Here is a 12,425-nt window from a genome sequence, read left to right on the forward strand (position 1 = left end):
AACAGCGTCTTCAGCGCCACCCGCCGCAAAGCGCGTGGTTACCGCTCCTCCACCTACCTCATCACCATGCTCTACTTCCTCGCAGGCAAACTCCGCCTGCCCCAGCACTGAACCCATTCCACTGAAAACAGCGAAGAACCATATTTTCGGGTGTAATTTCTTCTGTTCCAATTTGTTGCGTTTGAAGGGTTGTTTGGTGTGATTTTTAAATGGAAAATTGACGGGGATTTGGTAGTCTTTGCAGTGCTGACAACTCGTTGTCGGTAAAGGCGGGGCAAAGCCAGTTTCTGGTTCCTAGTTTAAAGTTTCGAGTTAGGAACGCGAACGGCTGAAATCCCAAGTCATCAAGCATAGCGATGTGATTTATTGCATTGGTGTGTCCTGCGTTGGTGGGGAGGTGACAGCCTTATGGAGCCATCATGGGATGATGGAGTGGGAAAGTTTTCAGTGTTCAGTTTTCAGCCGGTTGCACCGGTGGCCAAAACGGAAACACGGAAATAGCCCAGTTCATCTCTGGTAGGATCTGTGGGTGTATCGGGTGTTGGATCGGGGCTCGTAAGCTGGAGGGGGAACGGGACGTCGGTGGGCGTAGGATTTTTATGACTCACTGAGGAATCTCAAAGTACCCACTGCGGAACCAGCCGGGTTTAGAACAGCGCCAGAGTCTGGCCTCCCTGTGAGGAGGAGCCATAGGCCAGATACATCAGCAGGGGGCGGATGGTTTCATTGCTCTTTGACATAGTTCCTTAAGGGGAACGCAGAGTTAAGAATGGTGAATGAAGAAATGGGGGCACACCCTCATCCTCAATCCTTCTCCCGTGAGGGAGAAGGAAGATTTGGGAGGGTGCGCTCGCAAGATTCAAAAGTTCTTTGGCTGCGTTTCTGGCTGAATAGTCGGGTGTTTTGTCGGGGTCGGAGTCACCGATATAAAAATCGAGGACGACGACGAGGACGAGAACGACGACGATTGGTTGTTGGAGTGGCTGGCGAGGGTCGGATCTGGAAGGTGCAGACTGGTAGCTAGAGTACCGCAGGACAGGATGCTATCGAGAAGAGGGAGCATTGACCGGACGAGATGGGAAGGCCGCTCTGGGGAATGGATGAATTATGAAGGATGAAGTATGAGGGGGAAGTTGGGAAACATCGAACATCGAACTCCCAACATCGAACATCGAGAGTGGAAAAGTTAGAGCCTCCTTACGTCGGCTGCTACGGTTTAAAGGAAGCCGTACCGCATGCGGGACGGAACTCTTGCGGGAACGTCCAACTTTGGGCGTTCAACGTTCAGAGATGGGGGGAATGGGTCTTATGTGTCCGATAGGACTTATGGGGCTTAGGGGAAATGAAATCGACGACGAGGACGAGCACGATTGTTGAGACTGCGCGAGTGATTACTCGCGCGGGAGGGTGAAGGAGAAGGTGCTGCCTTGGCCTAGTTCGCTTTCGATCCAGACTTCGCCGCCGTGGGATTGGACGATGTGTTTCACGATGGAGAGTCCTAAGCCTGTGCCACCGGCTTCGCGGGAGCGGGCGCGGTCGATGCGGTAGAAGCGTTCGAAGACGCGGTCTTTCGCATCGGCAGGAATACCGGGGCCGTCATCGCGGACGGAGACTTCGATGAGTTTATCATCGGAGGCGCGACTGGAGACTTCCACGATGCCATCTTGCTTGCCGTATTTGATGGCGTTGTCGATGAGGTTGAAGAGGACTTGCTCGATGCGGTCGCCATCGGCGTGGACCATGGTGTCGGCGGCGATGGTGTTGCGGAGAGTGATGTTCTTTTCCGCAGCGCGGGAGGTGAGGTCATCGAGGACGTGATCGACCAGGGGCGCGAGTTCGAAGGGTTGAAGGTTCATGACGATCTGTCCGGATTCGAGGCGCGAGATGGTCAGGAGGTCTTCGATCAAGAAGGTGAGGCGATCGGCGTGTTTATCGATGGTCTGGAGGAAACGCAGAGCGACGGCGGGATCGTCTTTCGCACCGTCGATCAAGGTTTCGGTGTAGCCTTTGATGAGCGAGAGCGGGGTGCGGAGTTCGTGGCTGACATTGGCGACGAAATCGCGCCGGGTGTTCTCAAGCTGGCGCAGGCGGGTGAGATCGTGGAAGACGAGGAGCATGCCCGCGGGGCGGCCATCGCGGTTTAGCAAGCTGACGATGTTCACTTGCAGACAGCGGAGGTCGATGCCGGGGAGTTCGAGTTCGCCACCGGTGATCTGGCCTTCCACGGCAGCGCGATTGAGAAGCTCCTGCAGGGCGTGCATGCGGAAGGCTTCCATGACGGTCTGGCCACGGATGTCGTGACTGACGCCGAAGACGCGTTCAACGGCTTGATTGACGAGGCGGATCTTGCCATCGCGATCGAGGACGAGGACGCCTTCCACCATGGAGTTGAAGAGGGCTTGTTGCTGGGCGTGTTCGTCGGCGAGGGCGAGTTGCTGCGTTTCGCGTTGCTTGGTGCTATCGGCTCGCAGACGATCGAGAGCGCCTTCGAGGGCCTTCATCTGGCCACGGGACCAGACATAGAGGCCCACGGTGCAGGCAAGGCTCAAGATGGCTAGCGCGATCCACATGGTTCAGCTAAATGAAGGTGATCAACCTTCGACAAAGCGGTAACCGACGCCGCGCACGGTGTCGAGATAACGTGCGGCTTTGCCGAGCTTCTCGCGCAGGCGGCGCATGTGGGTATCCACGGTGCGGGTGTCGATGAGGTTGTCGTATTGCCAGACATCCGCGAGGAGTTTTTCGCGGGATTGCACACGGCCACGACGTTGCGCGAGGACGGTGAGGAGCTTGAATTCCGTGGCGGTCAGTTCCACGCGCTTGCCACCGACGGTGGCGAGGTGGCGGGGGACATCGATGAAGAGTTCACCGATGTGGAAGAGGTCGTTGTTGCTCTCGTCATCCGACTGGGTGCGGCGCATGAGGTTCTTGATGCGCAGGCCGAGTTCACGCGGGCTGAATGGCTTGGTGACGTAGTCATCGGCACCGAGTTCGAGGCCGAGGATGCGATCGATCTCAGCCGCCTTCGCGGTGAGCATGATGATGGGGATGGCCGCAGTGCTGGCATCGCGACGGAGGATCTTGCAAACCTCCAAGCCATCGATCTCCGGGAGCATGAGGTCCAACAAAATCAAATCGGGTGCAACGAGGCGGGCTTTCTTCAAGGCTTCAGCGCCATCAGCCGCGGTGACGACATCGTAGCCGGCGGCCTTGAGGTTGAACTCGATCAGCTCAAGAGCATCCGGCTCGTCATCCACCACTAAAATCTTAGGTTTCACTCGAGCCTTGGTTAACATGCGACCAGTAGAGCATCAATGACGTGGGGGTTACAAGAATGTTACAACGGGGTTACGGCGCCTGTAGGCGCAATGACGAATGACGAAATCCGAATGACCAAAGATGAAATTCGAGGATGAGATGGAGGTTTGATTCCCGCTTGCGTAGGGAATGGGCACTTCTATACTCGGCGCCCACGAATTTCATTGAATTAGAAATATGAGCGCTACGCCTATCCGTGTTGCTGTGACCGGTGCTGCCGGTCAAATCGGTTACTCCCTCCTCTTCCGCATCGCGTCCGGTTCCATGTTCGGACCGAACCAGCCGGTGATCCTGCACCTCATCGAGATCGAACCCGCCCTGCCGACTTTGAACGGCGTGGTGATGGAGCTCGAAGACTGCGCGTTCCCGTTGCTGAAGGGCATCGTGCCGACGGCAAGCCTCGACGAAGGTTTCCGAGGTGTGAACTGGGCGTTGCTCGTGGGTAGCGTGCCGCGCAAGCAGGGGATGGAGCGTAAGGACTTGCTCGGTATCAACGGCAAGATATTCATCGGCCAAGGTCAGGCGATCCAGAAGAACGCGGCGAGCGATGTGCGCATCCATGTGGTGGGCAATCCGTGCAATACGAACTGCCTCATCGCGATGAACAACGCGAAGGACATCCCGGCGAACCGCTTCTTCGCGATGACGCGCCTCGATGAAAACCGTGCGAAATCGCAGCTCGCCAAGAAGGCGGGCGTGGACACGACGGCGGTGACGAACATGGCGATCTGGGGCAACCATTCCGCCACGCAGTATCCGGACTTTTACAACGCGAAGATCAATGGCAAGCCGGTGACGGAAGTGATCTCTGACTCCGCATGGTTGCAGAATGACTTCATCTCCACGGTGCAGCAGCGCGGCGCGGCGATCATCAAGGCGCGCGGTGCTTCCTCCGCGGCCAGCGCGGCGAACGCGGTGGTGGACAGCGTGAAGTCCATCGTGACGCCGACGGCGCAGGGCAATTGGGCGAGCGTCTGCTTGGCCTCTGATGGCAGCTACGGCGTGGAGAAGGGCCTCATCAGCTCCTTCCCGGTGCGTTCCAACGGCCAGACGCTGGAGATCGTGCAAGGCGTGCCGGTGAATGACTTCAGCCGCTCGAAGATTGATGCGACGGTGAAGGAATTGCAGGAAGAGAAGGCGCTGGTTTCCGAGCTGCTGCCGAAATAAGTGAACAGACAGTGATTTCCGAAAACGCCCGGAACCGCTGATGGTTCCGGGCGTTTTGTTTGGGCCAAATCACGCCCTCGACAGGCTTGCTTCGCTTTGCCACGCTTTGCGCACCATGAAAAGCCGTTCATTAGTCACGGGTGCCGCGGGGTTCATTGGCGCTCACGTCGCGGAGGAGTTGCTCAGTCGCGGGCACGAGGTGATCGCGCTGGATGACTTGAGCGGTGGATTCAAGGACAACGTGCCAGCGGGTGCGACGTTCGTGGAAGGCTGCATCAATGATACGGCGCTCATCGACAAGCTGTTCGCGGAGTATAAGTTCGATTACGTGTTCCATCTCGCGGCGTATGCGGCGGAGGGGTTGAGCCATTTCATCAAGCGGTTCAATTACACGAACAACTTGCTCGGCAGCGTGAATCTCATCAACGCCGCGGTGAACACGGGCACGGTGAAGTGCTTTGTGTTCACCTCGTCCATCGCGGTCTATGGGCGCAATCAGGTGCCTATGACGGAAGACGCTGTGCCGCAGCCAGAAGATCCGTATGGCATCGCGAAATATGCGGTGGAACTGGACCTGAAGGAAGCGCACGAGATGTTCGGGTTGAATTACGTGGTGTTCCGTCCGCATAATGTTTACGGGGAGAAACAGAACATCGGTGATCGTTACCGCAATGTGATCGGTATCTTCATGAACCAGATTTTGCAGGGCCAGCCGATGACAGTGTTCGGCGATGGCTTGCAGACGCGGGCGTTCAGTTACATCGCGGATGTGGCGCCGGTCATTGCGGAAAGTGTGACGCGTGAGAAGTGTTGGAATCAGGTTTTCAATGTCGGTGCGGACACGCCTTACACCGTGAAAGAACTCGCGGAAGAAGTCGCGAAGGCGATGGGCGTGCAGCCCAATATCAAGCATCTGGAGGCGCGCAATGAAGTGGTCCATGCGTATTCCTCGCACGACAAGGCCAAGGAATGTTTCGGCGACATCATCCAGAACGTTTCGCTGGCAGACGGTGTTCAACGCATGACGAAATGGGTAAAACAGCACGGTAGTCGTTCGGGGAAAGCGTTTGAGGGGATTGAGGTGTGGAAGAACCTGCCGCCCTCGTGGAAGGCGCTAGCCTCAGCAGGGGAAGTGAAGAAGACACGGATTTCACAAATTAACACAAATTGAATTCGTGAAAATCAGTGCAATTAGTGTCGGTTTGTTCCGTTTTAGTTTAGCATGAAAATAGCGATTTTGGGCATCCGCGGGTTGCCTTCGAGTTACAGCGGGTATGAGACGTTCATCGGGGAGCTGGCTCCGCGATTGGCGCATCGCGGTCATGAGGTGACGATCTATTGCCGGAGCGCATTGTATAAGGAGCGGCCGGAGACGCATCTGGGCATGAAGATGATCTATCTGCCCAGCATCGAGCATAAATTTCTCAGCACGCTCTCGCATACGGCGTACGCGACATTGCATGCCAGCTTGGGAAATTATGACATGGTGTTCGTGGTGAATGCGGCGAATGGCATGTTCGGTTTCATCCCGCAATTATTGGGCAAAGCGTGCATTCTGAATGTGGACGGCATGGAGTGGTTGCGGCCCAAGTGGAACACCGTGGGCAAGTTTGTATTCAAGAATTCGGCGCGGCTCGGTACGTGGTTCTACGATGAGATCGTGACGGATGCGGATGAGATGCATCGCCTGTATGCGCAGGAGTTCGGGATCAATTCCACCTACATCGCTTACGGTGCGAACATCGAGAATTCCACCATGCCGGAAGTGCTGAAGGAATATGGTCTGGAGCCGCAGAATTATTATCTTATCGCGAGCCGCTTGGTGCCGGATAACAACGCGGACCTGATCGTGGAAGCATTCGTGAAGAGCGGTTCGCGCAAGTGGCTGGCGATCGCTGGTGGGGCAGATTACAAGGGCAATACGATCGAGAAAGCCTTCTTGGATAAGTTGAAAGCACTCTCCAATGGTCGTGTGAAGTTCCTTGGTCATGTGGGCAAACCGGGACATGTGAAAGAGCTGCACTGTAACTGCTACGGTTACATTCACGGTCATCAATTTGGCGGTATCAATCCTTCGCTGCTCAAGGCGTTGGGTTATGGGAATCTGATTTTCGCTCTAAATACACCATTCAATTCCGAAGTGCTCGCGGCGGGCAAGCATGGGGTGCTTTACGAAAAGAATTCGGACGATTTGGCGGAGAAGATCAAGGCGACGGAGGCGAATCCTGAACGCGTGGTGGAGTTGCGTCGCACGGCGCCAGAACGCATCAAAGAGCGCTTCACGTGGGAGCAAATCACGGATGAGTATGAGGCGTTGTTCCGTAAGTGGAGTGATGCAAGATAGGTCGGTAAAAGTAAATTGAGGACGAAGGGTATGACGAGCACGAGGACGATTTAGACGCATGAAACCAGTGTTGCTGATATTTGAGCAGAGGATGATGGGGGACGCCATCATGAGCCTGCCATTTGTACGTGCGGCGCTGGAGGGATATGATGTCTATGTGACGTGCACGCCCGCCACGGCGCCAGTTTTTGAGATGGTTTTACCGGCAGACCGTATCATCCCGTGGACACCACCGTGGCTGGCGGATGAAGGCCGCTACGACAAGAAGCGTTGGGCGGAGAGCGGGGTGAAAGAATACACCCGGAAGCTCAAGCAATTGCGCCCGCAGGTGGCCGTTTCTGTGTGGGCGGATACGCGGGTGCATTGGCTCATGGCGATGTCCGGGGCGAAGAAGCGCGTGGGTTTTCCAATGGTGAAGCAGAATTATTATGCGAACCATCTGGCGTGGAGGCAGCGGCAATTACGTTTGGGGAAAGTGCTGTATTATGCCGGTTCACTGGCGATGTTTCGTCCGCTGCTGAACGTCTCCATTGAGCGTCGTAATGAGCAGCAACATCATGTGGTATGCTGGCAACAGATTGCGCAATCGTTGTTGTTGCCTTGGAGTGATGCTGCACCGTGGCTTACACCTCCCGTCGCGACATTTCCCGATGAAGTACAAAGCGCCATCGATGAAGCAAGGACGAATCGCCAGCCGATCTGGATGGTGCATGCGGGTGCTCGTGTAGAGGCGCATCGTTGGCCAGTGGAGAATTTTGACCGCGTGTTGAGAGAGGAGTTGCAAGCCGCCGGTGCGAAGGTGATTTTACTGGAATCGCCCGAAGTATCTTGGCCGGGGACATTGAAGCATACGTTCCCCAGTTGCCGGACGAGAGATATTTTCAGCCTGTTTGCGACCATGGCGCAGGCGGATGCGCTCTTGTGCAATGACACGGGGGTGGCACATGTGGCGGCAGCTTTAGGCAAGCCTGTAGTGGCGGTATTCACGGCGAGCAATCCGGATTGGTTTGCACCATGGGGCAGTCGTCAACGCGTAGTGCGGAGACAGGTGTGTGAATTCCATCCGTGTTTCGGACACTGCCAGCAGCCGAATTTCATCTGTCGTGATGGTGTGACGGTGGAGATGGTGAGCAAGTCGGTAAGGCAGTTGCAGGGAGAGCTTATTGCTAAATGACCAATGGCTAAGCCCGAATGACAAAGGAATGACAAATGGCCAAATCCTAATTGGTCATTGGACATTGATTCATTCCTTGGGCATTCAGATTTCGTCATTTTGTCATTTCGTTACGAGGGGTGCCTTGTGGAATGCAGAGGAATCATGCATCTTGGCCGCAACTGTATGGCCGCAGCTGATCTAGCGACGGAGCCTGAGCAGCCGAAAGCGGCTGCTGGTCCGTCATTTTTAGAAGAGTTAAAGGATTGCTGGCACCAATTTCCTGAGAAGGGGCTGTTCTTTGGGTTGATTATTCCCTGGCTCTTGTTGTTTCAGTTCTTAGGGAATTCCACATTCGGGTATGTGAATTCACCCTCGCTCTATCTGTGGCTTGAAGGGGCTTACAATTCTCCATTTCAAGACGACGATCACGGACCATATATCCCGTTTTTGGTGCTCGGGCTGTGCTGGTGGAAGAGGAAAGAGCTGCTTGCAGCTCCTAAACGATTGTGGTGGCCAGGGTTGATCATTTTAGGAGCAGCCTGTCTTTTGCATGTCTTGGGTTACATCGTGCAACAACCGCGTCTTTCGGTGGCCGCTTTGTTCATGGGGATTTACGGATTGATCGGGGTGACGTGGGGACCGGCATTTTTGCGGGCGATCTTTTTTCCTTACTTTCTCTTTATGTTCAGCGTGCCCATTGGCTCCCTGAGCGGGATGGTCACATTTCCGCTCCGCATGGTGGTAACAAAGGTTGCAGTGGGCATCGCGCAATTTTTGGGGGTGGGCGTGATTCAGGATGGTTCGCGCATCCTGGATGAAGCCGGGAAATTTAACTATGATGTGGCGCCTGCCTGCAGCGGTATACGCAGTCTCGTGGCCATGTTTTTGCTGGCGACGGTATATGCCTTCGTGATCTTCAAGCAATGGTGGCCAAGGCTGATCGTGATCGGCATGGCGATGCCGCTGGCGGTCCTGGGCAATGTGGTGCGGCTGACCACGATCATTTTGGTGGGCAAAGCCTTCGGGCACGATGCCGGTGTGATGATTGAGCAGAAGTTTGGGTTTGTGACTTTTGCCGTCGCTTTGGCCGGGATGTACGGGATCTCCACGGTTTTGGAGAGAGTCGTGTTCAGGAAAAAGAAAACCAAGGAGACTCCTGTATGATGCGCCAGCACATGATCATGGGGGGGGCAGCCTTGGGCCTCATGCTTTTAACTGCGGGATTGATCCATCGTCTGCAAGGCAAACAGCAACTGGGTGAACCCGGGGTCACAGTGGTCAAGGCCAATACGGGCAGCGGCCTGGAGGTGGTATTGCCGGAGCGGGTTCTCGACTTCGAGAGCGAAAAGCACGGGCCATTGCCAGAAGAATTGGGCATGCTGCCCAAGGACACCACCTATGGAAGGCGGATTTACAAGGCCCCGGACGGGTTCATGATCGCCGTCAGTGTGGTGATGATGGGGACGGACCGGACGAGCATACATCGCCCGGAATTCTGCCTGACGGGACAGGGGTGGAAGATTGATCAAACCGCCACTGGCGTGGAAAGCGTCAAACTGAAGGAAGGCCACATTCTGGAATATAACCGGATGCTCTTGGACAAGGCATTGCCCACAGCAAGCGGGGATACGCTCCAAGCGCGGGGCCTCTACCTCTACTGGTTTGTGGCGGATGGCCGTCAAACCCCGGGGCAGGCACAGCGTATGTGGTGGATGGCCGAAGACCTCTTGCGGGCAGGCAAACTGCAACGCTGGGCCTATGTAGCCTATTTCACCTATTGCTCGCCGGAACAGGAGCCGCAGGCATTGGAGCGGTTAAGACGGTTCATCACCGCTTCCTCACCGGAGTTTCAGATATCTGCCGGAGCGGCGAAGACCAGGGCGGATGACTTGCGTAACAACGTACTTTCAACGATGCTAACGCATAGCGAAATGCAAGGTCAGCCGTAAACGCCATGTTCAGACGCCAACACCAACTGCGCTCCTCCGTCCACCTCGTCTTGGATGCGGGACTGTTTGCGATCGGATTCTGGCTGGCGCATTTCATCCGTGCTCACGTGCCCATTGAAGTGTTCGGTGGCGCGGCAGAGATCCAGTCTTTTGAGCATTATTTCACGGTATTCTGCCTTTCCGCGGTGATCGGCGCGGTATTGCTGGAGGGGCAGGGGTTCTATGGGCGGAATGATCTTGCTTCACGGGTGGAAAAATACTGGAAACTCTTCAAGACCTGTGTGCTGGCGGTTGTGGCTTTGGTTTTGGTGCTGTTCCTGCTCAAAGCTCAGCTGGCGCGTTCCGTGATCATCCTTTTCGGGGTCACCAGCTTTGCCTTGATCTGTTTGAAGGAGGAAGTGGTTCGTTGGTGGGCTTTGTCAGAATATGGGCGGGCACAAACCGCGCGGCGCATCATTTTGGTGGGTGGTCGTGAAGATGCCACCAAGCTGGAAGCCGAATTTGGCAATCAGTTGCCCGGCGGCATTGAGATCGTGGCCCGGCTTTATCTGGACGAGCGGCCGGTCGAGGATTTGATCCCCTTATTGCATGAGCATTCGGCCAATGGCGTGATCCTGAGCGCCAAACATACGGTTTTCGGCGAAGTGGAGAAAGCCATCCAGCTGTGCGAATTGGAAGGCGTGGAAGTGTGTTTGCTGGCGGATTTCTTTAAAACGACCATTTCCCAGACGGCCTTGGATGATTTTATGGGCCGCCCGGTGATGGTGTTCCGCTCGGTGCCGGAGACATCCTGGCAGGTGTTGGCCAAGCAAGTGCTGGATTTCGTGCTGGCAAGTGTGGGATTGCTTGTGCTTCTGCCCCTGCTTTTTCTGCCCTTGGCTGTGATCATCAAGTTTACCTCCAAAGGACCGGTGTTCTTCCGTCAACGTCGTTGCGGCCTCAATGGCCGTCCGTTCATGATGTGGAAGTTCCGTTCCATGGTGAGCGACGCGGAGGCGAAACAGGCGGCTTTGACCGCCCAAAATGAGATGTCAGGCCCGGTCTTCAAGCTCACCAATGACCCGCGCGTGACACCTGTGGGACGGTTTATCCGGAAATGGAGCATTGATGAGCTGCCGCAGCTTTTTAACGTGCTGGTCGGGGAAATGAGCATCGTGGGGCCGCGTCCTTTGCCGGTGGATGAGGTGAAGAGATTCGATGACCTGGCCCACCGCCGTCGTTTAAGCGTGAAGCCTGGGCTGACCTGCCTGTGGCAGATCAGCGGGCGCAATAACATCAATGATTTCAAAGATTGGGTTAGGCTTGACCTCGAATACATCGATAACTGGTCATTATGGCTTGATTTCAAGATTCTCTGCCTGACCATTCCCGCCGTGTTGTCGGGCAACGGGGCGAAGTAAAAAAGTCGTATCCTCAAACGCTGCTCAACTCAGAAGCATATTCTTTATGGCAAAAGCTAAGAAAGCGGTTCAACGCACCAAAATTCCGGTATCTGTGGTAACGGGTGGTGCAGGGTTTTTAGGCTCTCACTTGGTGGATTTGCTGCTCAGCAAGGGGCATAAAGTCATCGCCATTGATAATTTGGTGACCGGCTCGGTGGACAACATCGACCACTTGGCGGGCAATTCTAATTTCCGCTTCATCCAGCAGGATGTGACCGAGTTCCTGTTCCTTGACAGTCCGGTGGACTACGTCTGGCACTTCGCTTCACCCGCCAGCCCTATCGACTATTTGGAACTGCCCATCCAGACCTTGAAGGTCGGTTCATTGGGCACACACAAGGCGTTGGGTTTGGCGAAAGAGAAAGGAGCCCGCTTCCTTATCGCTTCCACTTCTGAGACCTACGGTGATCCCTTGGTGCATCCTCAGCCGGAAGAGTATTGGGGTAATGTAAATACCATTGGGCCAAGAGGTTGCTACGATGAGGCGAAGCGTTTTGCCGAAGCCATGACCATGGCCTATCACCGCCAGCATAAGATGGAGACACGCATTGTGCGCATCTTCAATACTTATGGCCCGCGCATGCGTTTGCGGGATGGCCGGGTGGTGCCTGCCTTCATTAGCCAGGCTTTGGGGAACAAGCCCGTGACGGTCTTCGGAGAGGGTAAACAGACGCGGAGCTTCTGCTATTGCGCGGACCTCATTGAAGGTATCTACCGGCTCATGATGAGCGATTATCCGTTGCCGGTGAACATTGGCAACCCGCACGAGATGACGATGCTCGAATTCGCCCAGCAGATCATCAAGATTACCGGTTCCAAAAGCCGGATAGTTTTCAAGCCCTTGCCGCAGGATGATCCGAAGCAACGTCGCCCGGACATCACGAAGGCAAAACAACTCCTGAAATGGGAACCCAAAGTGCCGTTCGCCGAAGGTATGCAGCGGACGATCGAATATTTTAAACCGAGAGTATGAGGAAAATGGAAAAAATAAGGCTTTTTAGGGGATTTTTTGTAACGTGTGAGCTGTTCTAATAGACAGGTTCAACCAG

General features: G+C 55.2%; 10 protein-coding genes. 8 read left to right on the forward strand and 2 right to left on the reverse strand.

The features are described from left to right. Positions 1–1,391: 1,391 nt before the first annotated feature. Together VGH19_18665 and VGH19_18670 are read right to left on the reverse strand one after the other, a co-directional pair. Positions 1,392–2,570 (reverse strand): ATP-binding protein, encoded by a 1,179-nt coding sequence (locus VGH19_18665; GenBank protein HEY1173399.1) that lies wholly within the window; start codon positions 2,568–2,570, stop codon positions 1,392–1,394. Between the two features lie 21 nt (positions 2,571–2,591). After that, the gene (locus VGH19_18670) at positions 2,592–3,296 is read right to left on the reverse strand and encodes a response regulator transcription factor (GenBank protein HEY1173400.1); all 705 of its coding nucleotides are present in this window, start codon (positions 3,294–3,296) and stop codon (positions 2,592–2,594) included. 199 nt (positions 3,297–3,495) lie between these two features. Between VGH19_18670 and VGH19_18675 the strand changes: the two genes are divergently transcribed. From VGH19_18675 to VGH19_18710, 8 genes are all read left to right on the forward strand, one after another. After that, the gene (locus tag VGH19_18675; protein ID HEY1173401.1) at positions 3,496–4,485 is read left to right on the forward strand and encodes a malate dehydrogenase; all 990 of its coding nucleotides are present in this window, start codon (positions 3,496–3,498) and stop codon (positions 4,483–4,485) included. Positions 4,486–4,600: 115 nt separating this feature from the next. Further along, entirely contained in the window at positions 4,601–5,656 is a 1,056-nt protein-coding gene (locus VGH19_18680; protein ID HEY1173402.1) for an NAD-dependent epimerase/dehydratase family protein, read from the forward strand. A 51-nt stretch (positions 5,657–5,707) separates the two neighbouring features. Next, positions 5,708–6,829, forward strand: a complete 1,122-nt coding sequence (locus VGH19_18685) for a glycosyltransferase (GenBank protein ID HEY1173403.1) — start codon at positions 5,708–5,710, stop codon at positions 6,827–6,829. Between the two features lie 58 nt (positions 6,830–6,887). Continuing rightward, on the forward strand, positions 6,888–8,003 hold the full coding sequence (locus VGH19_18690) for a glycosyltransferase family 9 protein (GenBank protein ID HEY1173404.1): 1,116 nt from the start codon (positions 6,888–6,890) through the stop codon (positions 8,001–8,003). Between the two features lie 144 nt (positions 8,004–8,147). After that, the gene (locus tag VGH19_18695; GenBank protein HEY1173405.1) at positions 8,148–9,149 is read left to right on the forward strand and encodes an exosortase/archaeosortase family protein; all 1,002 of its coding nucleotides are present in this window, start codon (positions 8,148–8,150) and stop codon (positions 9,147–9,149) included. Beyond that, positions 9,146–9,934, forward strand: coding sequence for an exosortase-associated EpsI family protein (locus VGH19_18700; GenBank protein HEY1173406.1), 789 nt, complete (start codon positions 9,146–9,148; stop codon positions 9,932–9,934). The genes VGH19_18695 and VGH19_18700 overlap by 4 nt, the downstream gene beginning before the upstream one ends. Positions 9,935–9,939: 5 nt before the next feature. Continuing rightward, positions 9,940–11,334, forward strand: a complete 1,395-nt coding sequence (locus VGH19_18705) for a sugar transferase (protein HEY1173407.1) — start codon at positions 9,940–9,942, stop codon at positions 11,332–11,334. Between the two features lie 46 nt (positions 11,335–11,380). After that, positions 11,381–12,349 carry a UDP-glucuronic acid decarboxylase family protein gene (locus VGH19_18710; GenBank protein HEY1173408.1) on the forward strand — a complete coding sequence of 323 codons (969 nt, stop codon included), beginning with the start codon at positions 11,381–11,383 and terminating at the stop codon, positions 12,347–12,349. The last annotated feature ends 76 nt before the right edge of the window (positions 12,350–12,425 follow it).

The organism is Verrucomicrobiia bacterium (assembly GCA_036405135.1).
Classification (GTDB): domain Bacteria; phylum Verrucomicrobiota; class Verrucomicrobiia; order Limisphaerales; family JAEYXS01; genus JAEYXS01.